Here is a 26,037-nt window from a genome sequence, read left to right as displayed (position 1 = left end):
ATGCTTAACCTTTGCCCGAGTCACAAATAACCGCATGCTGACCATGTTAGACCGGGCGAAACGGCCTGTTTGCGTTGGCTATCGCCATAATAAAGCGTGAGTAAAAAAGGCTTTGTGCGAGAGGCTGAGGATAAGGCACTGGCGATTTTATCGGCAATCGGCCGCGTCGTAGAGGTTAGGTTTATTTATTTATGCACAAATCAGGAAATTTTACGCTAAGTGTCTAATACTAGAGTAACCCCAGCGCAAGGGCTGAAATTATCATGGAATCGGCTTATAATAACGCGCTTTGTGACTGAGTATTACCGCACGAATTGGAAAAATATAACCTGCAGGATCCGCTACTTTATTTCGCGGTTTTTGCTCAGCTATTATTGAGTGAATTAACAGGATTACTATGTCAAATTTACCCAAATTTTCCCGCGCGCTATTGCACCCGCGTTACTGGCTATTATGGCTGGGAATTGGCTTGTTATGGCTGCTGGTGCAATTACCGTATCCGGTGATCTACCGACTGGGCACGGCGCTCGGGCGGCTGGCAATGCGGGTGATGAAAAGCCGCGCGCGGATTGCCAGACGTAATCTGGAACTCTGTTTTCCCGCGATGAGCGTCGCCGAGCGTGAGGCGCTGCTGGTGAAAAACTTTGAATCGCTGGGCATGGGGCTGATGGAGACCGGCATGGCCTGGTTCTGGCCGACGCACCGGGTGGCGCGCTGGACCGAGACCAGCGGCGTGAACGAGGTGGTCGACCTCCTCGAACAAAAGCAGGGCATCTTACTGATCGGCATTCATTTTCTCACCCTCGAGATGGGGGCGCGGATGTATGGCATGTTTACCCCGGGCATCGGCGTCTACCGGCCCAATGATAACCCGCTGATTGACTGGCTGCAGACCTGGGGACGCTTGCGCTCGAACAAGACCATGCTGGATCGAAAAAATCTGAAAGGGATGGTCAGGGCGCTGAAAGAGGGGGAGATCCTCTGGTACGCGCCGGATCATGATTACGGCCCGGCCAGCAGCGTTTTTGCGCCGCTGTTTGCCGTCGAGCAGGCGGCGACCACCACCGGCACCTGGATGCTGGCGAAAATGTCCGGGGCGACGATTGTGCCGTTTGTTCCCCGACGCAAGCCCAACGGTAGGGGATATGAATTGATCTCCCTGACGCCGGAACGCACGCCGCCGCTGGCAAGCGCCGAGGTGACGGCGGCGTGGATGAACCAGATTATCGAACAGTGCATCCTGATGGCGCCCGAGCAATATATGTGGCTGCACCGGCGTTTTAAGACCCGCCCGGAAGGAGTGCCGCCGCGTTACTAAACGCTGCGGCCAAAAAATCAGCGCATCGGTAGCACGCTTAGTAAATCGCCGTCTATACTGAAAGGGCCTGACTGAAGGCCTATTCCAAGGAGATTTTAGGATGAAAAAAGTGATAGTCGCGTTAGCCCTTTCAGCCGTTGCATTTGGCGCCTCCGCCGCGCAGTTGATCACCAAAGAAGAAGTGAAACACTTCAAACTGACCAAGGTCGGACCGATCTCGGTGGGGCCGTCCGGCGGTGAGTTCTCTTCGCCCTCCGATCTGCACGATCAGCTCTCTAAGCTGGCCGATGAGAAAGGCGGAAAGTACTACGTGATTACTGCTGCGCGTGAGCATGGCCCTAACTTTGAAGCCACAGCGGAAGTGTATAAATAATCGATTGTGCCGCTGCCGTAACGGCACGCCACTGACTGAGCCTGGAGCGCGTTACGCCTCCGGGCTTATTTTTTTTCCGCCGCCCGCGTTCCACCGGCTAAGCGACGGCGAAAACGCATTTTTATCGCTATATATAGTTTTGATGATCACGATGTTAATGAAATATTGCTTTTTATTGTCGCTAAAAGGCGAATTCCAGCCTAATGCCTGAGGGAGTGACCCCTGGCAAAAATAGGTAGGACAAATGTGTTATCATCGCGCCTTTCCCTTTTTGTCTGGGGCTTTCTTGTATGCTACAACCTGTTGTTCGCGTCGGTGAATGGCTGGTAACCCCCTCTGTAAACCAAATCAGCAGGAAGGGGCGCCAGCTTACCCTTGAACCGCGTTTAATCGACCTTCTGGTCTTTTTTGCTCGCCATCCGGGGGAAGTGCTTAGCCGGGACGAGCTTATCGAAAACGTCTGGACCCGGAACGTTGTGACCAGCCACGTCGTCACGCAGAGTATTTCCGAACTGCGCAAGTCGCTCAAAGACGGCGACGACGTTAGCCTTGAGTACATCGCGACGGTACCCAAACGGGGGTATAAGCTCACGGTGCCGGTGATCTGGTGCACCGAAGAGGGGGAGGAACTCGCCCCGCAGATGGAGGCGCTGACGCCTTCGCCATCGGTCGCCGCTCCCGCGCCGCCGGCTGCCGGTGCGCCGCCGGACGCGCCCATCTCCACCGCCGATCCCGCCGCGCCAGCTCCCGCGCCGACAGGTGCCAGCGCGCCGTCAGTGCGTAAACGGCTCACCACCGCCCTGGTGTGGGGGCTGTTTCTGCTGGCGCTGGGCACCTGCGTGGCGCTGGTGGCGCTGTCGAGCATGGAATCGCGGCCGCCGGTCAACAAGGCGCGCCTGCTACTCAACCCGCGCGATATCGATATCCACCTGGTCAATGGTAACTCCTGCACCAACTGGTCTTCGCAGCACTCCTACGCGGTCGGCCTGGCCAGCCTGATCACCACCTCGCTGAACACCTTCTCGACCTTTATGGTGCATGACAAAACAGACTACAACATCAATGAGCCGAGCAGTTCCGGTAAAACGCTGACCATTGAATTCGTCAATCAGCGCCACTACCGGGCGCAGCAATGCTTTATGTCGGTCCAGCTGGTGGATAACGCCGACAGCTCGACGATGCTCGATAAGCGCTACTTTGTGACCAATGACAACCAGCTCACCATCCAGAACGATCTGATGAACAGCCTGTCGGACGCGCTGGCGCAGCCGTGGCCGGCGCGAATGCAGGCGATGCTCAGGCAATATCAGCCCTCGCAAAGCGTGGCGTTAACCTATTTCTACCAGTCGCATCAGCTGTTAATGAAGGGCGATGTTGACTCATTAAGCAAGGCCATCAGCCTGCTGGATGATGTGATTAAGCGGGCGCCTGATTTTATTTACGCGTATGCCGAAAAAACGCTGGTGGATGTATTACGCCATTCGCAACAGCCGCTGGATGATAAACAGCTGGCAGCCCTCTACAGCGAAGTTGAGCGAGTAGGGGAGATGCCGGGTATAAAAGATATGGCGATTTATTATCAAATAAACGCAGTGGATTTGCTGGGGAAGGGAAAAGTTGACGAAGCGAACACAGCGATTAACCACGCGATCGATTTAGAGATGTCGTGGCTGAATTATGTGCTGTTAGGCAAAGTCTATGAGATGAAAGGTGAGAACCGGCTGGCAGCGGATTCTTACATTACGGCGTTTAATTTACGACCCGGTGGAGACACATTGTACTGGATTGAAAACGGAGTTTTCCAGACGTCGGTCAACCGGGTTGTTCCGTATCTCGATAATTTCCTCTCTTCAGAATAAGTAAACCCTCATCATGCGAAAGGTTTTTGGCATGATGAGGTTAAATTTATGTTTCTCATGAAGCCTCCTGTTGTTATTTATATTTAGCATTCAGGAGGCCTTGAATAACAGTCCGGTAACACACCGCCCATCATCTAAGTTCATGTAAAACAACAATGTTTATCTTTTTCTGACACCCTGTTGTCATGTTTATATGTTAAGCGAAAAAGGTCAAAATATCATTTGTCTGATGTTTGTTGTTATTTCACTTTATCTTTAGGACTTATCTCGTACAAATCAGTAATCTTGTTGGCAGTTGGTCGGGTCAATTAATGGTTCTGTATCATGATCTGTACCTCCCAAATAAACTTAGGAGAAAAACAACCATGAGTTCTGCCAAGAAGATCGGGCTATTTGCCTGTACCGGTGTCGTCGCCGGTAATATGATGGGGAGCGGTATTGCATTATTACCTGCGAACCTGGCCAGCATCGGTGGTATTGCCATTTGGGGCTGGGTAATTTCAATTATTGGTGCGATGTCTCTGGCTTATGTTTATGCCCGACTGGCCACTAAAAACCCGCAGCAGGGTGGTCCCATTGCTTACGCAGGGGAAATATCTCCGGCATTCGGTTTCCAGACCGGTGTACTTTATTATCACGCAAACTGGATTGGTAACCTGGCTATCGGGATTACCGCAGTTTCTTATCTGTCTACGTTCTTCCCCATTTTAAATAACCCGGTGCCAGCAGGGATTGCCTGTATTGCCATCGTGTGGATCTTTACTTTCGTTAATATGCTCGGCGGGACCTGGGTCAGCCGTCTGACCACCATTGGTCTGGTGCTGGTGCTTATTCCGGTAGTCATGACCGCGGTCGTCGGCTGGCACTGGTTTGATGTCGCTACCTATCAGGCGAACTGGAACACCTCCAGCACCACCGATAGCCACGCGGTCATCAAAAGTATCCTGCTCTGCCTGTGGGCCTTCGTTGGCGTAGAATCCGCCGCCGTGAGTACCGGGATGGTGAAAAACCCGAAACGTACCGTGCCGCTGGCCACCATGCTGGGTACCGCGATGGCCGGTATCGTCTACATCGCCGCGACTCAGGTTATCGCCGGTATGTATCCTGCTTCTCAGATGGCAGCGTCCGGTGCGCCGTTCGCGATTAGCGCCTCCACCATCCTCGGCGGCTGGGCTGCGCCGATGGTATCCGCTTTCACCGCCTTCGCCTGCCTGACTTCTCTGGGCTCGTGGATGATGCTGGTTGGCCAGGCGGGTGTGCGTGCCGCCAACGATGGCAACTTCCCGAAAGTGTATGGCGAAGTCGATAGCAACGGTATCCCGAAAAAAGGCCTGCTGCTGGCCGCGGTGAAAATGACCGCGCTGATGGTGCTGATTACCCTGATGAACTCCGCCGGTGGTAAAGCCTCTGACCTGTTCGGCGAACTGACCGGTATCGCGGTACTGCTGACCATGCTGCCTTACTTCTACTCCTGTGTTGACCTGATTCGCTTCGAAGGCATCAACATCCGTAACTTCGTCAGCCTGATTTGTTCGGTACTGGGTTGCGTGTTCTGCTTCATCGCGCTGATGGGCGCAAGCTCCTTCGAACTGGCCGGCACCTTTATCGTTAGCCTGATTATCCTGATGTTCTACGGTCGCAAAATGCACCAGCGCCAGAGCAACGCATCGGATAGCAACAGCCCCGCTAACGCGCACTAATCAGTAACCCTTTTTCCTGAGGCTCCTTCCATCACCTGTCATAGCGCGACGGGAGGGGCTTTCTACATCTGGAGATTTGACTATGAACGTTATTGCAATCATGAATCACATGGGGGTTTACTTCAAAGAAGAACCCATCCGTGAACTGCATCGTGCTCTCGAACGCCTGGACTTCCGCATTGTCTACCCGAACGACCGTGACGACTTATTAAAACTGATCGAAAACAACTCTCGTCTGTGCGGCGTGATCTTCGACTGGGATAAATACAATCTCGAGCTGTGCGAAGAAATCAGCAAAATGAACGAGTACATGCCGCTGTATGCGTTCGCTAACACCTACTCCACGCTGGACGTTAGCCTGAACGATCTGCGCATGCAGGTTCGCTTCTTCGAATATGCGCTGGGCGCTGCGGAAGATATCGCGAACAAAATCAAACAGAACACTGACGAATACATCGACACCATTCTGCCGCCGCTGACCAAAGCGCTGTTCAAATATGTGCGTGAAGGCAAATACACCTTCTGTACCCCGGGCCACATGGGCGGTACCGCCTTCCAGAAAAGCCCGGTAGGCAGCATCTTCTACGATTTCTTTGGCTCCAACACCATGAAATCCGATATCTCGATTTCAGTTTCTGAACTCGGTTCCCTGCTGGACCACAGCGGCCCGCACAAAGAAGCGGAAGAGTATATCGCTCGCGTATTTAACGCCGAACGCAGCTACATGGTGACCAACGGCACCTCGACCGCCAACAAAATCGTCGGTATGTACTCCGCGCCGGCCGGCAGCACCGTGCTGATTGACCGTAACTGCCACAAATCGCTGACCCATCTGATGATGATGAGCGACATTACGCCGATCTACTTCCGTCCGACCCGTAACGCCTACGGCATCCTCGGCGGTATCCCGCAGAGCGAATTCCAGCACGCGACTATCGCCAAGCGTGTGAAAGAGACGCCGAACGCGACCTGGCCGGTACACGCCGTTATCACCAACTCGACTTACGATGGTCTGCTGTACAACACTGACTTCATCAAGAAAACCCTGGATGTGAAATCCATCCACTTTGACTCCGCATGGGTGCCTTACACCAACTTCTCGCCGATCTATGAAGGCAAATGCGGGATGAGCGGCGGTCGCGTCGAAGGGAAAGTGATTTACGAAACCCAGTCCACGCACAAACTGCTGGCGGCGTTCTCTCAGGCATCGATGATCCATGTGAAAGGCGATGTTAACGAAGAGACCTTTAACGAAGCCTACATGATGCACACCACCACCTCCCCGCACTACGGGATCGTGGCGTCCACCGAAACCGCGGCGGCGATGATGAAAGGCAACGCCGGTAAGCGCCTGATCGACGGCTCTATCGAACGCTCCATCAAGTTCCGTAAAGAGATCAAACGTCTGAAAGGCGAGTCTGACGGCTGGTTCTTCGACGTATGGCAGCCGGAACATATCGACGGTCCTGAATGCTGGCCGCTGCGCTCCGACAGCGCATGGCACGGTTTCAAAAACATCGACAACGAGCACATGTATCTCGACCCGATCAAAGTCACTCTGCTGACCCCGGGGATGAAGAAAGACGGCACCATGGATGAGTTCGGTATTCCGGCCAGCATCGTGGCGAAGTATCTCGACGAACACGGCATCGTGGTGGAGAAAACCGGTCCGTACAACCTGCTGTTCCTGTTCAGCATCGGTATCGACAAAACCAAAGCGCTGAGCCTGCTGCGTGCGCTGACCGACTTCAAACGCGCGTTCGACCTGAACCTGCGGGTGAAAAACATGTTGCCGTCGCTGTACCGTGAAGATCCTGAATTCTATGAAAACATGCGTATTCAGGACCTGGCGCAGAACATTCACAAACTGGTTGAGCATCACAACCTGCCGGACCTGATGTTCCGCGCGTTTGAAGTGCTGCCATCCATGGTGATGACCCCGTATGCCGCGTTCCAGAAAGAGCTGCACGGTCAGACGGAAGAAGTGTACCTCGAAGAGATGGTCGGCCGCGTCAATGCCAACATGATCCTGCCGTATCCTCCGGGAGTGCCGCTGGTCATGCCGGGTGAAATGATCACCGAAGAGAGCCGTCCGGTGCTGGAGTTCCTGCAGATGCTGTGCGAAATCGGCGCCCACTATCCGGGCTTCGAAACCGATATCCACGGCGCCTATCGTCAGGCGGATGGTCGTTACACCGTTAAAGTGCTGAAAGAAGAGAATAACAAGTAATAGACGCACATCAGGGAAGTGGCTTGCCACTTCCCTTTTTCACGCTGCAAGGAGAACACATGAAAACACCCTCACAGCCGCGCGCGATTTACTACATCGTTGCGATCCAGATCTGGGAGTACTTCAGCTTTTACGGCATGCGCGCCTTACTCATCCTCTACCTCACCCACCAGCTTGGCTTCGACGACAGCCACGCCATCAGCCTGTTCAGCGCTTACGCCTCTCTGGTTTACGTTACCCCTATTCTTGGCGGCTGGCTTGCCGACCGCCTGCTCGGCAACCGCACGGCGGTGATTGCCGGGGCGCTGTTGATGACCCTCGGCCACGTGGTGCTGGGCGTTGAGTCGACCTCCGCATGGAGCCTGTACGTCGCGCTGGCGATCATTATCTGCGGCTACGGCCTGTTCAAATCCAATATCAGCTGCCTGCTTGGCGAACTTTACGCCCACGACGATCCGCGTCGCGACGGCGGCTTCTCGCTGCTGTACGCCGCCGGCAACGTCGGCTCCATCGCCGCGCCCATCGCCTGCGGGCTGGCGGCCCAGTGGTACGGCTGGCATATCGGCTTCGCCCTGGCGGGGATCGGGATGTTCATCGGCCTGATGATTTTCTTAAGCGGCAGCCGCCACTTCCGGCATACCCGCGGCGTCGATAAACCGGCGCTGCGGGCGGTGAAATTCGTGCTGCCGACCTGGGGCTGGCTGCTGGTGATGCTCTGCCTGGCGCCGGTGTTCTTCACGCTGCTGCTGCAAAACAACTGGTCCGGCTATCTGCTGGCCGTCGTCTGTCTGTTCGCCGCCCAGATGGTGGCGCGGATCATGATCAAAGCCCCCGAGCATCGTCGCGCGCTGTGGCAGATCGTCCTGCTGATGCTTGCCGGGACGCTGTTCTGGGTGCTGGCGCAGCAGGGCGGAAGCTCGATTAGCCTGTTTATCGATCACTTTGTTAACCGCCGCCTGCTGAACTGGGACGTGCCGACGGCGCTGTTCCAGTCGGTTAACGCGGTGGCGGTGATGGCGGCCGGCGTGGCGCTGGCGTGGCTGATGCGCCCGGAAGGCAGCGCGCGTTCGGTGCTGCGCGTCTGGTTGAAATTCGCTTTTGGCCTGCTGCTGATGGGCGGCGGCTTTATGCTGCTGGCGCTCAACGCCCGCCACGGCGCCGCTGAGGGTCAGGCCTCGATGGGCATGATGGTCGCTGGACTGGCGATGATGGGCTTTGCCGAACTGTTTATCGACCCGGTCGCGATGGCGCAAATCACCCGCCTGAACATGCCCGGCGTCACCGGGGTATTGACCGGTATTTATATGCTGGCCACCGGCGCGGTGGCCAACTGGCTGGCGGGCGTGGTCGCCCAGCAGACCACCGAATCGCAAATCAGCGATACGGCGATTGCCGCCTATCAGCATTTCTTCTCGCAGATGGGGGAATGGACCCTCGGCTGCGTGGCGGTGATGGTGGTTATCGCCTTTGCCGCAGCCTGTAGCGTCGGCAAACGCCGCGCGGCGGCTGGCGAGCTTCCCGGCGGCGGCGCCTAGCCCCGTCTGGCGACAGGTCCGGCTTACCGGGCTACAAAATCGTGCTGCCTGGTAGCCCGGCTAAGGCGTTTACGCCGCGAGCCGGGGATCGGTAACCCCAACAGTGGAGCGACAAGCCGCTCCTTGCACCGTTTACTGAACAGGAGGAGGATATTCTGGCAGGCGCGGAAGCCAACGATAAAAAATACCGTTAGTGAAGGCATAGCTGAGTGAGATCAGCTTGAAGAGAAGCCAGATTCGTTACTCTTGTTCTTCGGTGTAAAGCCGGAGACAGGCCGCGCGGAAGGGTGACCTGGTTCAATTTATCGAAGCTAGTTTGAAAGCAAGGTTATGAGGAACCCATATGTCTGAACAACAAGCACAAGGTGCCGATGAGGCCATTGACCTTAATAATGAACTGAAAACTCGTCGCGAAAAACTGGCTGCGCTGCGTGAGCAGGGCGTAGCTTTCCCCAACGATTTCCGTCGCGATCATACCTCTGACCAATTGCACGCTGAATTCGATGCGAAGGATAACGATGAACTCGCTTCCCTGAACGTTGAAGTTGCGGTGGCCGGCCGGATGATGACCCGCCGCGTGATGGGCAAAGCCTCCTTCGTCACCCTCCAGGACGTCGGCGGCCGTATCCAGCTGTACGTGGCCCGCGATGACCTGCCGGAAGGCGTCTACAACGAACAGTTTAAGAAATGGGACCTTGGCGACATCATCGCCGCCCGCGGCAAGCTGTTCAAAACGCAAACCGGCGAACTCTCCATCCACTGCACCGAGCTGCGCCTGCTGACCAAAGCCCTGCGCCCGCTGCCGGATAAATTCCACGGCCTGCAGGATCAGGAAGTCCGCTATCGCCAGCGCTATCTGGATCTGATCGCTAACGAAGAGTCGCGCCATACGTTCCGCATCCGCTCGCAGATCCTCGCGACCATGCGTCAGTTCATGGTAGCCCGCGGCTTTATGGAAGTGGAAACCCCGATGATGCAGGTGATCCCCGGCGGCGCTTCCGCCCGTCCGTTTATCACGCATCACAACGCGCTGGATCTCGATATGTACCTGCGCATCGCGCCGGAACTGTATCTGAAACGTCTGGTGGTCGGCGGCTTCGAACGCGTGTTTGAAATCAACCGTAACTTCCGCAACGAAGGGATCTCGGTACGCCATAACCCAGAGTTCACCATGATGGAACTGTACATGGCGTACGCGGACTACAAAGACCTGATCGAACTGACCGAGTCGCTGTTCCGCACCCTGGCGCAGACGGTGCTGGGCAAAACCGAGGTGCCGTATGGCGACCAGGTGTTTGACTTCGGCAAGCCGTTTGAAAAACTGACCATGCGCGAGGCGATCAAAAAACATCGTCCGGAAACCAACATGGCGGATCTGGATAACTTCGACGCGGCGAAAGCGCTGGCGGAATCTCTCGGTATTCAGGTAGAGAAAAGCTGGGGTCTGGGGCGCATCGTCACCGAAATCTTCGACGAAGTGGCGGAAGCGCACCTCATCCAGCCGACCTTCATCACCGAATACCCGGCGGAAGTCTCCCCGCTGGCGCGCCGTAACGACGTCAACCCGGAAATCACCGACCGCTTCGAGTTCTTCATCGGCGGCCGCGAAATCGGTAACGGTTTCAGCGAGCTGAACGACGCCGAAGACCAGGCGCAGCGTTTCCAGGATCAGGTTAACGCCAAAGCGGCGGGCGATGACGAAGCGATGTTCTATGACGAAGACTACGTCACCGCGCTGGAGTACGGCCTGCCGCCGACCGCCGGTCTGGGCATCGGTATCGACCGGATGGTGATGCTGTTTACCAACAGCCACACCATCCGCGACGTGATCCTCTTCCCGGCGATGCGTCCGCAGAAGTAAACCGTTGCACTCCCTCCCGGCCTGCGCCGGGAGGTTCTTCCTGCATTATCCCCATCCTGTCGGCAGGGCAATGTTATTACAGGACTTTTTGCAACGTGCCGCGCTGGCTGCCGTTTGCCCATACGCCGTTAAAGGCGTCGTTCAGCGTAAAGGCTGAGCTTTTCACCCGGAACGTCAGTTTACCCTGGCTGGCTTTCGCCTCCTCGACCAGATGACCATGGGTTTTCACCGTTTTAGCGGTGACGGTAATCTCATCAATTTTATTGCCATAGTCAGTATAAACATACCAGGTGCCCACCCAGGGGCCGAAGCCGCTGCTGGCCTGCTGCGCGGCGGCGGCATTCTCGGCTTTGGTTTTATGAATATCGCAAGTGGTCCCGTCGGTCATCTGCGTGCAACCGGAGCGTTCAAGCTGTTCCCGGTATTTCGCGCTAATGGCGTGGGCCGGCGCGGTGGCGACCAGCGCCAGGGTGAGGGTGGTGAAAAGCCAGGTCTTATTCATCTTGTTGTTTCTCATCGCGATAGCGGCGCGCATTGTCATAAAGGTTGATACACATTGGTGCATTCTCCGGGGGCGTCAGAATAAATATAACCGCAGCCATTCCTGATAAATAACGAGCAGAAAGGAGAAGGGTTATTTATTTGTAAAAACATCATTACCCTGGGCTTATTTATCACCGTATCTTCCCGCTGCATGTCTTATTATTGCAGAGAGAATGTTAAGTAATTGATGTTTTAAAAGGGACTATTTGTCACTTACGCAAATAACAGCAGGCCAGGCCTGGGCGCAGGGCTAAAACCCGCGCCGCTGCGGTGTTGAGATTTTTTCATATTGCTATCATCATATTTCGAATGAAAGGGATAACCTCTGAAGCGGGTTATTAAGCTAGTAATTTTTATCTGCAAAATAAGCCAGCGGCAAGCATTATTTCCATTTATTTTTCAGGGCTACTCGCGCCAGCGGATATTTCGCCCGCGGCAATGATGGATTTCCATCATTTCTCCGTTTTCATCGCTGGTCGTCGCCTGCTTATAGTGACGGCACACCAGACGACTGGCTGAAAAGGAGATAAACATGGCGACAGAGCACCTGCAGTGGGGCATTAGCCCCCTGTGCTGGACCAACGATGTGCTGGAGGATTTAGGCGGCGATATCCCTCTCGACACGTGTCTGCGCGAGGCGCGGGAGGCGGGGTTTCAGGGCATTGAGTTAGGGCGGAAGTTTCCCCGCCAGGCGGAGACATTGGGGCCTCTGCTGGCGGCGGCTGACCTGCGCCTGGCGTCAGGCTGGTACAGCGGCTTGCTGGGCGACCGCAGCGTGGAAGCGGAGCTGGAGGCGGTGCGGGGCCACGCGCAGCTACTGCAGCAGCTCGGCGCCAGGGTAATGGTCTATGGCGAGTGCGGGCAACTGCCCGGTGAAACGCCGCTTGATGAGCCGATCTCGCTCTCGCCGCCGTTAAGCCGCGTCAGCCTGACGGCGTATTGCCATAAGCTAAATACCTTTGCCGACCTGCTGCTGCGGGACTACGGCCTCCGGCTGGCCTATCACCATCATCTGATGATGCTGGTGGAGCACGACGACGAACTGGAGCGGTTTCTGTCCCAGACCCATGACAACGTCGGGCTGGCGTTTGATACCGGACACGCCTTCGTCGCCGGGGTCGATATCCCGCGCGTGCTGGAGAAATATGGCCACCGTATCCGCCATCTGCATCTGAAAGACGTCCGTCCGCAGGTGCTGGGGCGCTTGTATCGCGAAAACCTGAGCTTTAACGAGGCGGTGCGCGCCGGGCTGTTTACCATCCCTGGCGACGGCTGCATCGACTATGCGCCGATCCTCGACTTTGCCCGGGACAGCGACTACCGCGGTTGGCTGATTATCGAAGCAGAGCAGGACCCGGCGATGGCGCCGCCGTTTGCCACCGCCCGCCGCGCCTTCGCCTGGCTGGCGCACCACTTTTCGTCCCCGTCATCATCAGAGGAGCACGCATCATGAGCGCGCGGTTAAATATTGGTCTTATCGGCTCCGGTTTTATGGGCCAGGCGCACGCCGACGCTTACCGTCGCGCGGCCATGTTCTATCCCGATCTGCCGAAGCGCCCCTATCTTTACGCGCTGGCGGATCAGGATCAGGCTTTGGCTGAACGTCATGCGGTGAAGCTGGGGGCGGAGAAAGCTTACGGTGACTGGCGCGAACTGGTGAACGATCCGCTGGTGGACGTGGTGGATATTACCTCGCCGAACCATCTGCACTACACGATGGCGATGGCGGCGATCGCGGCGGGTAAACATGTCTATTGCGAGAAACCGCTGGCGGTTAACGAGCAGCAGGCGCAGGAGATGGCGCAGGCGGCCCGGCGCGCGGGGGTGAAGACCATGGTGGCCTTTAACAACATTAAAACCCCGGCGGCGCTGCTGGCAAAGCAGCTTATCGCCCGGGGCGATATTGGCGAACCGGTGCGCTTCCGCGGCACCTTTGATCAGGGGTTTTATAACGACCCGAACCTGCCCTGGTCCTGGCGCTGCTCGAAAACCCTCGGCGGCAGCGGGGCGCTTGGCGACCTCGGCGCCCATACCCTGTCCGTCGCCCAGTTTTTGATGGGCGGGATCCGTGAAGTGACCGCCAGCGCGCAAACCTGCCTGCGCCAGCGTCCGGTGCCACAGACCGATGCCGGGTATGCCAGCCGGGTCGCGGCCGATGCCGAGTGGCGGGAAGTGGAAAATGACGATCAGGTTCAGTGCCTGGTCAATTTCGACAGCGGCGCCGCGGGGGTGATTGAGGCTTCGCGCATCGCCGCCGGGCGCATCTTCGGCGTGTTCTGGGAGGTCTCCGGCACCGAAGGCACGCTGTATATGGACGGGGAGCGCTTTAACGAACTGCAGGTGTATCGCTTCCGCGATGACAAACACGACCGCGGCTTTAAAACGCTGTATGCCGGGAGCCAGATCCCGGCCTATGCCGGCTTCTTCGGCTTCGATTTTGGCGGCGGCGGGCTGGGCTATTTTGACGTCAAGGTGATGGAAGTGCATGACCTGGTGCAGGGGATTTGTGGGGACGACGACTGCTATCCCAGCTTTGAATTTGGTTTACAGAATCAGCGCGTGCTGTCGGCGATTGAAGCCTCGATGGTCAGCCGTCGCTGGGTTAACGTGGTTAAGGATTAAGGAGCCGCTATGTTTCCCTCACAATTACCGACCCCGCGCCGCCCGGCGGCGCAGAGCATTCCCTCCCTGCGCTGGGGCATCATCGGTCCGGGCTGGATCGCCGAGCGCTTTGTGCACGCATTGAAAACCCAGAGCCGGCAGCAGGTGGTGGCCGTTGCCTCCCGCAGCCAGGCGAAGGCCGACCGGGTAGCCGCGGAATGGGGGATCCCCCAGGCTTACGGCCGGGTGGAGGAGATGCTGGCGCGTCCGGATATTGATGCGGTCTATATTGCGACGCCGCACAACCATCACTTTCCCGACGGCATGCAGGCGCTGAAGGCGGGCAAACATGTGCTGATAGAGAAGCCCTTCGCGCTCAACCTCGGCGAAGGAGGTGAACTGCAGGCCGAAGCCGCCCGCCAGGGGAAGCTGGCGCTGGAGGCGATGTGGTGCGATTACGCGCCGAAGTATGATGTGATCCGCCAGCTACTGGAGGATGGGGTACTCGGCGACCTGCATACCCTGCTGGCCGATCACGGCGAGTATTTCACTACCGACCACCGCATCTTTAATGCCGACCTTGCCGGCGGGCCGATGATGGATCTCGGCAGCTATTTGACCTCGTTTGCGCTGATGGTGGGCGGCATGCCGCAGGAGATTGTCGCCCGCGGCCGCGCGACGGCGGAGGGGCTTAACGGCCAGACGTCAATGCTATTCAGCTGGCGGAACGGGATGCAGGGGCTGTTAAACACGACGTTGTTCAGCAACACGCCGGGCGGGGCGGTGGTGGCCGGACGCCAGGCGACCCTGACGATCGACGGTCAGTTTTACGCCCCCGGCGGGTTCACGCTCGCCGCCAGCCAGGGCGGGCAGGCGCTGCGCTGGGAAGAGCCGCGCAATCGCTACGATCAGCTGTTCTGGCAGGCGGAGCATTTTGCCTGGTGCATCGGTCAGGGGCTGCGGGACTCGCCGCTGCGGCCGCTCAGTCGGGTGTTGCAGAATCTGCAGGTGATGGATGAGGTGCGGCGCCAGGTGGGTGCGGTGTTTAACGAAGAACGTTAAGGGGCCGGCCGGGCTTTGGTTTGCAGACAGCGCGAGCGTGCACGCCATCGTCCGGCACCGGGACGCGCACGGTGCCGGATATCTGCTGCCCGGCGGCGCGGCGCTTGCGCGGGCCTGGGATGTCACTGCAACTGTGTGATATGGATGGTTATCATGCCCGTAGGCCGGGCAAGGCGTCGCCGCCGCCCGGCATAAAGGCAGGTTCAGAGCCTGATAGCGGTTGCCACGCAACCACTCACCGACAGTCGTCGACGGCGACATACTGGCCGCGCTGCAGAGACTGAACCGCCGCTTCGGCAATGGCCTGCGCCTGCAGGCCGTCCATCAGGCCGGGCAGGTCGGCCACGGTTTCACCATTCAGAGAGCGGATAAAGGCGTCGAGATGCTGGTAATAAGATCCTTGCACCCGGCTGAACCAGTCCGGCCACAGGCCTGGCTCAATGCGCTGATTGCCGCGCCACAGGGTAGGGCCCGCCGGCGACTGGCTGCCGGACTCCAGCGCGCCCTCTGCCCCCAGCAGGGTGATCCGTTCATCATACCCGTGGCCGGTGCGGCGGGTGTTGTCCAGCTGCGCCAGCGCGCCGCCGCGCATCTGCATCATCAGGATGGAGGTGTCGACATCGCCAAATTCGGCGATTTCCGGCAGGGCCAGCGCCGCGCCCATCGCCGCTACGGTATGCACTTCATCGCCGGTGAGAAAGCGCAGAAGATCGAAGAAATGGATCGCCTGATCGCGCATCTGACCGCCGGAGCTGCGCAGATAGTCGAGCGGCGGCATGCTGGAGGCGCGACAGACCATCTGCACCAGCTCGACCCTGCCGATCGCTCCCTGCTCCAGCTGGCGGCGCAACTGCTGATGGCTGCTGTCGAAGCGCCGGTTAAAGCCGACGGTGACCGGCACCTTAAGAGGAAGCACCCGCTCCACCACCTCGCGGGCGCGCGCCAGGGAAAGGTCGATCGGTTTTTCGCAATAGACCGCCTTGCCCGCCCGGGCGGCGGCTTCCAGCAGTTCGGCATGCGACGGGGTCGAGCTGGCGATCAGCACAGCGTCGATGGCGTCGCTACGGAGAGCCTCGCTCACCGTCACCGCCCGGGCGCCATAGCGGGCGGCCAGCGCCTGTGCACGCTCCGGCGCGACATCGGCCACCATCGTCAACTCGCTCCCGTCGTGACGGGCGAGGCTGGCGGCATGAACCTGACCGATAAAACCACTGCCTACCAGGGCAAAACGTTTGCACTTCATTTTATTCTCCAGAATGGCGAGGGGACGCTGCCACCATAATCGGTTTGCTAAACTCACTGACACTGCCGTTTTGATGTATTTCCATCATTGAAGAGAGGGGCGATGAAAAACATGTCACTGGCGATGCTGGCCAGACAGATTGGCGTCGGCGTGGCCACCGTTGACCGGGTGCTGAACGAACGCGGCGGCGTATCGCCGCAGACCACGCGCAAAGTGCTGCAGGCGGCGCGGGAGGCGGGGCTGAAGCGGATCCTGCCGGAGGAGCACCGCTTTCCCTGGCAGATTGAGCTCTTTCTCAGCAGCAATGACTCTTTCTTTTTTCCGCAGCTGGCGCAGGATTTCGCCGCCGTCGCGGATAGCCTCGGCTATCGCCGTCTGACCCTGCACCGCACCTTTGTCCCGGAGTCGCAGCCGGCGACCCTGGCCCGGCGCATTATGCGCAGCGGCCAGCAGCGTCAGGGGATCATCGTTTTCGGCAATGACCATCCTGTGGTGAATGACGCGCTGCGCCGCTGTCGGGAAGCGGGCGTCCCCGTCATTACCCTGGCGACAGATCTGCCCGGCGCCGACCGGCTCTGCCACGTCGGGATCAATCAGTTGCAGGCTGGCCGCACGGCGGGGTTAATGATGGGGAGAATGACGCCGCGGCCCGGGGAGGTGCTGATGGTGAGCGGCCGGGAGGATTACAGCGCGCATCGCCTGCGCATCCAGGGGTTCCGCGAGGTGCTGAGCCAGCGTTTTCCCCATCTGCAGCTCAACGAGGTGCTGGCGGGCGAGGAGCGGCGGGAGCAGATCACCCGCCTGCTGGAGCAGGCCCTGTGCCGCAGCCGGCATATTGTCGGGATCTATAACACCGGACTTGGCAATACTCAGATTGCCGAGGCGCTGGCACGCCACCGCCGCGAAGGCGACGTCTGCTGGATCACCCATGAGCGCTACAATACCACCCGCCAGCAGCTGGCCAGGGGCAGCCTGGCGTTAACGCTCGATCAGAACACCCGCCAGCACGCCCAGCTGGCGATCGACCTGATGCTGCGCCATCTGGAGTCCGGCTATCAGCCGCAAACCTATGCCGACGGGAAAGTCGACTTTATCCTCTACAGCGCCGAGAACGTCGACTAAGGCGTGCGGCGCCTCCCTTCCTGACAACGCGGATCTCCCCGCCGGGTAAATGCCAACCCCGCCGGGGGCGATCGCTGTAAAGCGTTGTCTGCCTCTCATTTTTCGCTCATTTATGCAGCAATGTTAGATGTCTGTCAAAATTCTGTTACTGCATGGTTTTAAAATTTTCATTTCAGTTATTTACTTATAAAAGTTTCAAATGTCTTGTTAATGAAATAAATGGTCTGGAATTCACGGTGTGGCATAAATGGACTGATGTTTCAAAAAAGTGATGATAATACAACCATTATTTGTGATTACGATCACGACGAAATGCGGAAAACCCCGCAGCGCCGTCGCCGTCACAACAGACATTTGTCGCAATCTAACTGAAATTAATTTTTCATTTTGTTTCATTCACCGGCGTACCTACAAAATCAAGGATCAACTATGAATATTAAGAAAACGATTGTTGCCTCTTTGTTAGCCTGCATGCTGCCTGCGGTGGTTATGGCAAAAGATGTCTCCATTGGCGTCTCGATGGCGCTGTTTGACGATAACTTCCTGACGATCCTGCGTACCTCGATGCAAAAAGAGATGAAAAAAGATGGGGTGAAATCGCAGATCGAGGACGCGAAAGGGGATGTCTCCCAGCAGCTGCAGCAGGTGCAGAACTTTATCGGCCAGGGCGTGGACGCCATTATCGTCAACCCGGTGGATACCAACGCGGTGAAACCGATCATGGATCAGGCCACCAAAGCCGGGATCCCGCTGGTGTTTGTAAACCGTCGCCCGCAGGCGGAGCTGACCGACAAGATGGCCTATGTGGGGTCGGACTCGATTCTCGCCGGCCGTCTGCAGATGGAAGCGCTGGCGAAAGCGATGAACGGCAAGGGCAATGTGGCGATCCTGCTCGGCGACCTGGCGAATGAATCCACTCGCGACCGCACCAAAGGGGTGGAAGAGGTCGTGGCGAAATACCCGAACATCAAAATCGTGCAGAAGCAGACCGCGAAATTTACCCGCAATGACGCCGTGGACGTGGTCAGCAACTGGATGACCAGCGGCGAGGATATCCAGGCCATCGCCTCCAACAACGATGAAATGGCGATCGGCGCCCTGCAGGCGCTGGGTAAAAACCCGAACCACATTCTCATCGCCGGCGTGGATGGCACCCCGGATGCGCTGCAGATGCTGAAGAGCGGCAAGATGATCGCCACCATCTTCCAGGATGCGAAAGGCCAGGGCGAGGGCGCCGTAGACGCGGCCATTAAGCTGGCGAACGGCGAGAAAGTGGAAAAGATCATCGACGTGCCGTATCAGCTGATCACCAAAGAGAACATGGCTGAATTTACCAATCGTAATCAGAAATAATCCTGGCCAACCTGTGGTACGGAGGTGGATGTATGAACGCTTTTGCCCTTGAAGCCGAAGGTATCAGTAAGTTCTTCCCCGGCGTGAAGGCGCTCGACAATGTCTCATTACGCGTGCGCCCGGGAACGGTGCACGCCCTGATGGGCGAGAACGGCGCCGGTAAATCCACGCTAATGAAGTGCCTGATCGGTATCTATCGCCCGGATAAAGGATCGATTCGCGTGAAAGGTGAGCCGGTGGAATTTACCGACACCATGGATGCGCTGCGCTCGGGGATCTCGATGATTCACCAGGAGCTGAATCTGGTGCCGCATATGACGGTGGCGGAAAATATCTGGCTGGGGCGCGAGCCGATGAAGTACGGCTTTGTCGACCACGGCCAGCTGACCCGCCAGACCCAGGCGCTGCTGGATAAGCTGAATATTCGCTTAACTGCCGACCGGCTGGTGGGCGACCTGAGCATCGCCGCCCAGCAGATGGTGGAGATTGCCAAAGCGGTCTCATGGAACGCGGATATTGTGATCATGGATGAGCCCACTTCGGCGCTGACCGAAGGCGAGGTGGCTCACCTGTTCACCATCATCCGCGACCTGCGGGCCCAGGGCAAAGCGATCATCTATATCAGCCATAAAATGGATGAGATCTTCGCCATCACCGATGAGATCAGCGTCTTTCGCGACGGCACCTGGGTGGGGAGCAAAAACACCACCGAATTTACCCGCCAGTCGCTGATCACCCAGATGGTGGGCCGCGAATTAACCCAGCTGTTCCCGAAATTTAATAACACCATCGGCGAAGAGGTGCTGACGGTGCGCAACCTGACGCGCCAGGGCGTGTTCCATGACGTCAGCTTTACCGTGCGTCGCGGCGAGATCCTCGGCGTGGCCGGGCTGGTGGGCGCCGGGCGCAGCGAGGTGATGGAAAGCCTGTTCGGTATGGAACGCTTCGACAGCGGCGAAGTGCTGATCGACGGGGCGCCGGTGACCATTGATTCTCCCTCCGTGGCGATTGAAAAGGGGATGGCGTTATTAACCGAAGACCGCAAAAAGTCGGGCCTGTTTCTGGTGCTGTCGGTGCTGGAAAATATGAGTATCGTAAAAATGCCGGAATATATTGGCAAGAGCGGTTTTGTCCAGCACGTGAAAATGGCCGAAGACTGCATGGAGCAAATCCGCCGGCTCAATATTAAAACGCCGACGATGGATCAAATTATTAATAACCTCAGCGGGGGGAATCAGCAAAAAGTCCTGATTGCGCGCTGGCTGTTAGCGCAACCGAAAATCTTAATTCTCGATGAGCCGACCCGCGGCATCGACGTCGGGGCGAAGGCGGAAATTTATCATCTTATCAGTGAACTGGCGAATCGGGGGGTGGCGGTCATTATGGTCTCCTCTGAGCTGCCGGAAATCCTTGGCATGAGTGACCGGGTCATGGTGATGCATGAAGGTCGTATCACCGGCATCCTGGAAAAAGACGAAGCCGACCAGGAAACCATTTTGTCGTTGGCATCCCATTGAGGCACAGAGAATGAGTAATATGAAATTAACGGCGGCTCCGGCCAGCGAGGGTTCCTCCTTCTTCGCTAATTTGCGGCATAAAATGCCGAAAGATACCGGCATCTTTGTGGTGATGCTGGTGATTGCCCTGACATTTGAAATCGCCGGCTGGTATGTTCGCGACCAGTCGTTCCTGCTCAATACCAACCGCCTGGTGCTGATTGTGCTGCAGGTGGCGATCATCGGCATCATCGCCGTCGGCGTCACCCAGGTGATCATCACCACCGGGATTGACCTCTCCTCCGGCTCGGTTATCGCCCTCGCGGCGGTGGTGGCGGCGAGCCTGGCGCAAACCTCCGACAGCCTGTCGCCGATGTTCCCGTCGCTGGTCAACCTGCCGGCGGTGATCCCGATTTGCGCGGGGATCGGCGTCGGCCTGCTGTGCGGGCTGACCAACGGTTTCCTGGTGACGCGAACCGGTATCCCGCCGTTTATCGCCACCCTCGGGATGATGGTCTCGGCGCGCGGTCTGGCGCAGTATTACACTCAGGGCAACCCGATAAGCTTCCTCTCCGACAGCTTTACGGCGATAGGCCAGGGGGCGATGCCGGTGATCATCTTCTTCGTGATCGCCGCGGTGTTTCACATTGCGCTGAAGCATACCCGGTATGGCAAATATGTGTATGCCATCGGCGGCAACATGACCTCGGCCAAAGTGTCCGGCATCAACGTGAATAAGTACCTGGTGATTGTCTACACCATCGCCGGGGCGCTCTCCGGGCTGGCGGGGGTGGTGCTGGCGGCGCGCGTCAGCAGCGGTCAGTCCAGCATGGGGATGTCCTACGAGCTGGACGCGATTGCCGCAGCGGTGATCGGCGGCAGCAGCTTAATGGGCGGGGTGGGGCGCATTACCGGCACCCTGATTGGCGCGATGATCCTTGGCCTGATCAAGAGCGGATTTACCTTTGTCGGCGTCGATGCCTACGTGCAGGATATTATTAAAGGGATCATTATCGTCGCGGCGGTGACCATCGACATGCGCCGTAACCGGAAAAAACACTAATCTTATCAACTGGCGGCAACGGCGAAGCGCGTCGTTGCCGCCAGTCCTGTCCAGAAATAAACAAAATACTCCCCGCCTGGCGCCGGCTGTCTATTTTTCCCGCGCTGCGCATCCTGTACAGTTTCGCGACTTTTGTTGTCCATTCGCCAGGGGGCCACGCCTTGCCCCCTTGTTTCTGGAGTCGTATGAATACACCATCCATAGGCAAATCCTCGCCGGTCTGGCGACCGGGAAGAAGGGGCGTGATCGTCACGCTGCTCGTTGGCCTGGCGATCCTGATCATCGGCCGGGGCGGGCATTTTCTGGCCAGAGAGGTTTGCCGCGAAATGTATACCCGGCAGCTGGAGAAGGATGCGCAGTGGGTGGCGTCACGCCTCGAACGGCGGATGAACACGCCGGCGCGGCAGCGGGAAGCCACCTGGCCGCTGGCGGTGATGCGCGCGGATCTCTATGCCCTGGCCCGTCAGCGACATTATCAGCTGCTGCTGGTAAATAGCGACGGGCATCTGCTGGCGGCATCGCATGCGCTGCCGGCCAGCGTGCTGGCCCAGGTTCAGGCGCAATTTCCCAGGGAGATGCAGCCGCCGCTGTTCGGCAGCCATTACCAGACCATTCAGCCCTTCGCCCCGCATCAGCGGATGTTAAGCCGGGCGCTGAACGGCAATGCGGGCCTGGCGGGCTGGAATCTCGTGATGCTGGCGCCGGACGGCGGATTGCCCTCGCTGCTGATGGCTTACCGTTGGCCGGTCACGATGGGCCTCGGCGCGGTGCTCGCCGGCACGCTGCTGGCGGTGAGGCGGGCGGCGCGCGGGCGGCGAAAACGCTAATTGCCGACGGCGCCGTCAGGCATGGCGAAACTGCAGGGTGGCGGGCAGATAGCGCTGGAGCGGCTCCGGCGCCTGGCCGTCGATCAGCTGGCTGAGCAGATCGTAGCAGTGCCAGGCCAGCTGGCGATTATCCTGTTGCACGGTATCAATGCGCAGGGAAAGTGAATCGTACAGATAGTGATCGTCGAAGCTGGCGAGATGAATATTGGAGTCCAGCAGATGGTGCTGGCTCATATAGCGCAGGACCCCTTCGAGCAGGCCGCAGGCCGCGGTGAACAGCGCTTTCGGCGGCCGGCCCAGCCGCGCGCAGAGCGCGGCGAACATCTCATAGCCGGAGCTGGGGTGATAGTTGCCGTTGATCACCCACTCGGGACGCAGCGTGACCCCCGCCTGAGCCAGGCCCTGGGTGAATCCCGCCAGCCGGTCGCGCGATGGCGATAGCCGCGGCTGGCCGCCGAGAAACCAGAATTCGTCCGCATGCTGAGGGGCGATGCGGGAGATCAGCTCGGCCGTTGGGGTGACCGAGTCGGTCATCACCAGCGGCAGGGCGCTGTCGCTGGGGGAGCGGTCAAACAGCACCACCGGCAGCTGTTCGCTGAGCTTCAGGTAGTCGGCATCGCTGTGCATGCACGAGGCGACGATCAGGCCGTCGACCTGGCGGGCAATCATGTTATTGACCACCACGCTCTCCTGGCCGGGGTTTTCGTCGGTGCAGGAGATAAGCAGCTGCACGCCGGCTTCCCGGCAGAGCGTCTCAAGCTCATGGGAGAAAACGGCAAACCCGTAGTTGGTGATTTCCGGCACCACCAGACCAATGGTATGGCTGCGGTTATCGCGCAGCGAGCGCGCGTGAATGCTGGGTTGATAGTGCTGCTCGCGGGCGATCGCCAGCACGCGCTCGCGCGTCTCCTGCGCCACGCGCAGCTCTTTGCCACGACCGTTAAGCACCAGACTGGCGGTCGCTTTGGAGACGCCCGCCAGTTCGGCGATATCTTTGATAGTTACGCGTTTGGTTTTCATCAGCACCCGGGAGCCTGAAAGCAAAACGGTTATTCTACCATGCATGGCCGCAGCAGCCAGCGGCAGAATGCCACCGGCGTCGCACCGCTGAAGATTAACTGCCCCGGATAGCCCGGGAAGAAGCGGCTGCTCATCACCCCTTCGCCATCGTTGATGAAAATCTCCACGCTGGAGCGGTCGATAAAGATCTGCAGGCGCCGCGCCTCGCCGCGCCAGTAGCGGTGATGCATCTCCGCCGTCTGCAGCCCGCGGCGCGACAGACGCAGGCCGTCGCGGTTGACGGTGAGCTGCAGGGCGCCGGCAAAATCCAGCCCCAGCGTGCTGTTGGGGGCGATGTCAAAGGCCAGCTCCATCGGGGCGAGGGGCAGGGTCTGTCCGCGCCAGCCCTCGGCTTCGCCGCGCAGGGCGGCCAGCTCGCGCAGCGGGCGCTGATACAGGGTGCCCGCCTGCCACTCCAGCTCGCGCACGCAGGTCATCTGGTGGATCCACCCCTGCGCGCGGGTGGGTTGATGCATCTCTTCCCCGTCCGGGACGCCCATCCAGCCGACCAGCAGGCGGCGGCCATCCTCGGCCAGCATGGTTTGCGGCGCGTAGAACTCAAATCCGCTGTCCAGCTCGTGCAGCGGACCATGGTCGAAGGCGCCGCGTTCGGCGTCGAAACGGCCTGCCATCCACACCGCCGGATAGGTATTGAGAAAGCGCTGCGCTTCGCGGGCCAGCCCCTGCGGGCAGCAGATCAGCAGGTGGGTGTCCGCCAGCGGAAACAGGTCCGGGCACTCCCACATGTAGCCGCCGTTCGCCAGGCCGTTAACGTCATGCCCGGCTATCTCGCCCACCAGGCGCCAATCCCGCAGGTCGCTGGCGGTAAACAGCAGCACTTTGCCGCGCTGTTGCACATCCTGCGCCCCGAGGACCATGTACCAGCGCCCGTCCTGTCGCCACACCTTAGGGTCGCGCACATGGCCGGTATAGCCTTCCGGCAGCGGCAGCACCGGCCCCAGCTTGCGGAAGGTGCCATCGGCATTTTCCGTCGCCAGACATTGCCAGGCGGTGCGCCCGCCGTCGGGGAATTTCACGTTGCCGGTATAGCACAGGGTCAGGGCGCCCTCGAACTCGACCGCGCTGCCGGAGTAGCAGCCGTTGCGGTCATACTCTTCATCCGGCATCAGGGCGATAGGTTCATGCCGCCAGTGCAGCAGATCGGCTGAGCTCCAGTGTCCCCAGCACTTGTAGGTGTGGTCGCAGGCGAGCGGGTTCCACTGATAAAACAGGTGGTAACGCCCGGCGACCTGGCAAAAGCCGTTGGGATCGTTCAGCAGTCCGCTGACCGGCGCCAGATGCCATTGCGGGTAATGGCTGTCGGCCAGCGCCTGCGGCTGGCCCTGCATAACGGCCTGCAGGATCGCAGGCAGGCGTGACGGTAATGACATTATTCAGCGTCCGTTTTGTATTTCAGCGTCAGAGAGAGCGTGAAGGCCACGGCGAAGGCGATCGCCATCCCGATAATGTAGTTCAGCAGCGAGCTGGCCTGCACGATGGCCATTCCCGGGATCGCCGTCAGGCCCACCGCGGTCATGTAGACGTGCATCGACACCACCCAGGCGCCGCCGGCGGCACCGCCCACCAGCGCGGCGATGAACGGTTTCACAAAGCGCAGGTTAATCCCGAAGATTGCCGCCTCGGTGATCCCCAGCATCGCCGAAAACGCCGACGGCAGGGTGATAGCTTTGATTTTGGCATCTTTGGTTTTAAACCACACCGCAAAGCAGGCGCCGCCCTGGGCGACGTTGGCCATGGCCCAGATCGGCAGCAGGAAGTTGACGCCGATCGACGGATTGCCGAGCAGGCCCGCCTCGATGGCATGGAAGCTGTGATGGATACCGGTAATGACGATCACCGAATAGAGGCCGCCAAACAGCAGGCCCGCCAGCCAGCCGGCATGGCTGATAAGCGTGCTGAGGATAAACGAAATGCCGTCGCCGAGCGCGCGGCCGGCCGGGCCGATCAGCAGCAGGGCGATAAAGCCGGAGATAATCACCGTCAGGAACGGCGTGAGGATCAGATCCAGCGCGTCAGGGATAATGCGGCGCAGCCGTTTCTCGACAAGGCTCATAAACCACACCGCCAGCAGCACCGGGAAGACCGTGCCCTGATAGCCGATCATCGCCACTTCGATGCCGAAGAAATTCATGGTGTGGAAGCCGGCGGCGACGCCCCAGGCGTTGGTCAACGCCGGGTGGGTAAGGATCCCGCCGAGGGTCGCGCCCAGATAAGGGTTACCGCCAAATTCGCGGGCGGCGGTAAAGCCGATCAGGATCGGCAGAATGATAAACGCCGCCGAGCTGCACATATCCAGCATGATATAGATAGCGTTGCCCGGGTCGACCCAGCCGTAGGTTTTCACCATCCCCAGCAGGCCCATCAGCAGGCCGGAGGCGACGATGGCCGGAATAATCGGCACGAAGATGTTGGACAGCAGGCGGGCGATGCGCTGGAACGGGTTCAGCTTTTTCGCCGCCAGGTCGGCGGCTTCGGATTTGCTCGATTCGCTGATGCCCGCCGCCTGGATAAAGGCGGCATAGACTTTATTGACCACCCCGGTGCCGAAGATGATCTGCATCTGGCCGGCATTGCGAAAGCAGCCTTTCACGCCGTCGATTTTGCCAATCGCCTGCTGGTCGGCGAGCGCGTCGTCGACCAGCACCAGCCGCAGGCGGGTGGCGCAGTGCGCGGCGCTGGCGATATTTTCCTTGCCGCCCAGCAGGGGAAGCAGTGAGCGGGAAATCTGTTCAAAATCCATAGTACCCTCTGAATGCATGATGATATGGCGT

General features: G+C 58.7%; 19 protein-coding genes and 1 pseudogene. 15 read left to right on the top strand and 5 right to left on the bottom strand.

From position 1 onward, the window contains the following. Nucleotides 1–397: 397 nt before the first annotated feature. The 7 genes from ABLV54_RS08350 (at nt 398) to lysS (ending at nt 10,876) form a co-directional block, all read left to right on the top strand. On the top strand, nt 398–1,318 hold the full coding sequence (locus tag ABLV54_RS08350) for a Kdo(2)-lipid IV(A) acyltransferase (protein WP_023288677.1): 921 nt from the start codon (nt 398–400) through the stop codon (nt 1,316–1,318). Between the two features lie 100 nt (nt 1,319–1,418). Continuing rightward, nucleotides 1,419–1,691 carry a DUF1471 domain-containing protein gene (locus ABLV54_RS08345; protein ID WP_002892402.1) on the top strand — a complete coding sequence of 91 codons (273 nt, stop codon included), beginning with the start codon at nt 1,419–1,421 and terminating at the stop codon, nt 1,689–1,691. Nucleotides 1,692–1,981: 290 nt separating this feature from the next. Next, nucleotides 1,982–3,550, top strand: a complete 1,569-nt coding sequence (gene cadC, locus ABLV54_RS08340; protein ID WP_348813922.1) for a lysine decarboxylation/transport transcriptional activator CadC — start codon at nt 1,982–1,984, stop codon at nt 3,548–3,550. Nucleotides 3,551–3,915: 365 nt separating this feature from the next. Further along, entirely contained in the window at nt 3,916–5,250 is a 1,335-nt protein-coding gene (gene cadB, locus ABLV54_RS08335) for a cadaverine/lysine antiporter (RefSeq protein ID WP_023288679.1), read from the top strand. An 82-nt stretch (nt 5,251–5,332) separates the two neighbouring features. Beyond that, complete coding sequence (cadA, locus tag ABLV54_RS08330; RefSeq protein WP_023288680.1) at nt 5,333–7,480, top strand: lysine decarboxylase CadA; 2,148 nt, start codon at nt 5,333–5,335, stop codon at nt 7,478–7,480. A gap of 59 nt (nt 7,481–7,539) precedes the next feature. Then, the gene (gene dtpD, locus ABLV54_RS08325; protein ID WP_044521382.1) at nt 7,540–9,015 is read left to right on the top strand and encodes a dipeptide permease DtpD; all 1,476 of its coding nucleotides are present in this window, start codon (nt 7,540–7,542) and stop codon (nt 9,013–9,015) included. A gap of 343 nt (nt 9,016–9,358) precedes the next feature. Next, nucleotides 9,359–10,876, top strand: a complete 1,518-nt coding sequence (gene lysS, locus ABLV54_RS08320) for a lysine--tRNA ligase (RefSeq protein WP_004202393.1) — start codon at nt 9,359–9,361, stop codon at nt 10,874–10,876. Between the two features lie 76 nt (nt 10,877–10,952). Here the strand turns inward: lysS and ABLV54_RS08315 are convergent, their stop codons facing one another. Continuing rightward, nucleotides 10,953–11,378, bottom strand: a complete 426-nt coding sequence (locus ABLV54_RS08315) for a hypothetical protein (protein ID WP_050533144.1) — start codon at nt 11,376–11,378, stop codon at nt 10,953–10,955. A 573-nt stretch (nt 11,379–11,951) separates the two neighbouring features. On the opposite strand from ABLV54_RS08315, the gene iolE reads away from it, so the two are divergent. From iolE to ABLV54_RS08300, 3 genes are read left to right on the top strand one after another with little or no spacing between them, the layout of a single operon-like run. Further along, nucleotides 11,952–12,872: a myo-inosose-2 dehydratase gene (iolE, locus tag ABLV54_RS08310; RefSeq protein WP_050533045.1), complete on the top strand. Its 921-nt coding sequence runs from the start codon at nt 11,952–11,954 to the stop codon at nt 12,870–12,872. Then, nucleotides 12,869–14,041, top strand: a complete 1,173-nt coding sequence (locus ABLV54_RS08305; protein ID WP_023288684.1) for a Gfo/Idh/MocA family oxidoreductase — start codon at nt 12,869–12,871, stop codon at nt 14,039–14,041. Before iolE ends, ABLV54_RS08305 begins: the two co-directional genes overlap by 4 nt. Before the next feature lie 9 nt (nt 14,042–14,050). Continuing rightward, nucleotides 14,051–15,082, top strand: a complete 1,032-nt coding sequence (locus ABLV54_RS08300) for a Gfo/Idh/MocA family oxidoreductase (protein ID WP_050533044.1) — start codon at nt 14,051–14,053, stop codon at nt 15,080–15,082. A 235-nt stretch (nt 15,083–15,317) separates the two neighbouring features. Here ABLV54_RS08300 and ABLV54_RS08295 read toward each other — a convergent pair whose 3' ends face one another. Further along, nucleotides 15,318–16,325 carry a Gfo/Idh/MocA family oxidoreductase gene (locus ABLV54_RS08295; RefSeq protein ID WP_050533043.1) on the bottom strand — a complete coding sequence of 336 codons (1,008 nt, stop codon included), beginning with the start codon at nt 16,323–16,325 and terminating at the stop codon, nt 15,318–15,320. A 102-nt stretch (nt 16,326–16,427) separates the two neighbouring features. On the opposite strand from ABLV54_RS08295, the gene ABLV54_RS08290 reads away from it, so the two are divergent. From ABLV54_RS08290 to ABLV54_RS08270, 5 genes and pseudogenes are all read left to right on the top strand, one after another. Then, complete coding sequence (locus ABLV54_RS08290) at nt 16,428–17,447, top strand: LacI family DNA-binding transcriptional regulator (RefSeq protein WP_050533042.1); 1,020 nt, start codon at nt 16,428–16,430, stop codon at nt 17,445–17,447. Nucleotides 17,448–17,876: 429 nt separating this feature from the next. After that, a complete protein-coding gene (locus tag ABLV54_RS08285; protein WP_002892597.1) occupies nt 17,877–18,800 on the top strand; it encodes a sugar ABC transporter substrate-binding protein in 924 nt (307 codons plus the stop codon). A 32-nt stretch (nt 18,801–18,832) separates the two neighbouring features. Beyond that, a complete protein-coding gene (locus ABLV54_RS08280) occupies nt 18,833–20,317 on the top strand; it encodes a sugar ABC transporter ATP-binding protein (protein WP_004202401.1) in 1,485 nt (494 codons plus the stop codon). A gap of 19 nt (nt 20,318–20,336) precedes the next feature. Then, nucleotides 20,337–21,359 carry an ABC transporter permease gene (locus ABLV54_RS08275; protein WP_164481539.1) on the top strand — a complete coding sequence of 341 codons (1,023 nt, stop codon included), beginning with the start codon at nt 20,337–20,339 and terminating at the stop codon, nt 21,357–21,359. Between the two features lie 185 nt (nt 21,360–21,544). Continuing rightward, nucleotides 21,545–22,154, top strand: a pseudogene (locus ABLV54_RS08270) (hypothetical protein). Nucleotides 22,155–22,201: 47 nt separating this feature from the next. Here the strand turns inward: ABLV54_RS08270 and ABLV54_RS08265 are convergent. Genes ABLV54_RS08265 through ABLV54_RS08255 form a run of 3 tightly spaced genes read right to left on the bottom strand, consistent with a single transcriptional unit; the run spans nt 22,202 to nt 26,006 of the window. Then, nucleotides 22,202–23,212, bottom strand: a complete 1,011-nt coding sequence (locus tag ABLV54_RS08265) for a LacI family DNA-binding transcriptional regulator (RefSeq protein WP_017898803.1) — start codon at nt 23,210–23,212, stop codon at nt 22,202–22,204. Nucleotides 23,213–23,235: 23 nt separating this feature from the next. Next, nucleotides 23,236–24,636 (bottom strand): sucrose-6-phosphate hydrolase, encoded by a 1,401-nt coding sequence (locus ABLV54_RS08260; RefSeq protein ID WP_044521387.1) that lies wholly within the window; start codon nt 24,634–24,636, stop codon nt 23,236–23,238. Continuing rightward, nucleotides 24,636–26,006 (bottom strand): sucrose-specific PTS transporter subunit IIBC, encoded by a 1,371-nt coding sequence (locus tag ABLV54_RS08255; RefSeq protein WP_023288691.1) that lies wholly within the window; start codon nt 26,004–26,006, stop codon nt 24,636–24,638. Before ABLV54_RS08255 ends, ABLV54_RS08260 begins: the two co-directional genes overlap by 1 nt. Between the last annotated feature and the right edge of the window lie 31 nt (nt 26,007–26,037).

Origin of the sequence: Klebsiella sp. JB_Kp042 (assembly GCF_040065275.1) — a bacterium.
Classification (GTDB): Bacteria; Pseudomonadota; Gammaproteobacteria; order Enterobacterales; family Enterobacteriaceae; genus Klebsiella; species Klebsiella quasipneumoniae.
The sequence above is the reverse complement of the archived record's forward strand: the minus strand, read 5'-3'. Positions and strand labels throughout refer to the sequence as shown.

What these genes read in the sequence shown, in the direction of transcription:
- ABLV54_RS08285 (WP_002892597.1), top strand. Translation starts at nt 17,877, where the DNA reads ATGAATATTAAGAAAACGATTGTTGCCTCTTTGTTAGCCTGCATGCTG.
- ABLV54_RS08305 (WP_023288684.1), top strand. Translation starts at nt 12,869, where the DNA reads ATGAGCGCGCGGTTAAATATTGGTCTTATCGGCTCCGGTTTTATGGGC.
- ABLV54_RS08350 (WP_023288677.1), top strand. Translation starts at nt 398, where the DNA reads ATGTCAAATTTACCCAAATTTTCCCGCGCGCTATTGCACCCGCGTTAC.
- ABLV54_RS08260 (WP_044521387.1), bottom strand. Translation starts at nt 24,636, where the DNA reads ATGTCATTACCGTCACGCCTGCCTGCGATCCTGCAGGCCGTTATGCAG.
- ABLV54_RS08275 (WP_164481539.1), top strand. Translation starts at nt 20,337, where the DNA reads ATGAAATTAACGGCGGCTCCGGCCAGCGAGGGTTCCTCCTTCTTCGCT.
- cadC (WP_348813922.1), top strand. Translation starts at nt 1,982, where the DNA reads ATGCTACAACCTGTTGTTCGCGTCGGTGAATGGCTGGTAACCCCCTCT.
- lysS (WP_004202393.1), top strand. Translation starts at nt 9,359, where the DNA reads ATGTCTGAACAACAAGCACAAGGTGCCGATGAGGCCATTGACCTTAAT.
- dtpD (WP_044521382.1), top strand. Translation starts at nt 7,540, where the DNA reads ATGAAAACACCCTCACAGCCGCGCGCGATTTACTACATCGTTGCGATC.
- cadA (WP_023288680.1), top strand. Translation starts at nt 5,333, where the DNA reads ATGAACGTTATTGCAATCATGAATCACATGGGGGTTTACTTCAAAGAA.
- cadB (WP_023288679.1), top strand. Translation starts at nt 3,916, where the DNA reads ATGAGTTCTGCCAAGAAGATCGGGCTATTTGCCTGTACCGGTGTCGTC.
- ABLV54_RS08280 (WP_004202401.1), top strand. Translation starts at nt 18,833, where the DNA reads ATGAACGCTTTTGCCCTTGAAGCCGAAGGTATCAGTAAGTTCTTCCCC.
- ABLV54_RS08295 (WP_050533043.1), bottom strand. Translation starts at nt 16,325, where the DNA reads ATGAAGTGCAAACGTTTTGCCCTGGTAGGCAGTGGTTTTATCGGTCAG.
- ABLV54_RS08315 (WP_050533144.1), bottom strand. Translation starts at nt 11,378, where the DNA reads ATGAATAAGACCTGGCTTTTCACCACCCTCACCCTGGCGCTGGTCGCC.
- ABLV54_RS08255 (WP_023288691.1), bottom strand. Translation starts at nt 26,006, where the DNA reads ATGGATTTTGAACAGATTTCCCGCTCACTGCTTCCCCTGCTGGGCGGC.
- iolE (WP_050533045.1), top strand. Translation starts at nt 11,952, where the DNA reads ATGGCGACAGAGCACCTGCAGTGGGGCATTAGCCCCCTGTGCTGGACC.
- ABLV54_RS08290 (WP_050533042.1), top strand. Translation starts at nt 16,428, where the DNA reads ATGAAAAACATGTCACTGGCGATGCTGGCCAGACAGATTGGCGTCGGC.
- ABLV54_RS08300 (WP_050533044.1), top strand. Translation starts at nt 14,051, where the DNA reads ATGTTTCCCTCACAATTACCGACCCCGCGCCGCCCGGCGGCGCAGAGC.
- ABLV54_RS08345 (WP_002892402.1), top strand. Translation starts at nt 1,419, where the DNA reads ATGAAAAAAGTGATAGTCGCGTTAGCCCTTTCAGCCGTTGCATTTGGC.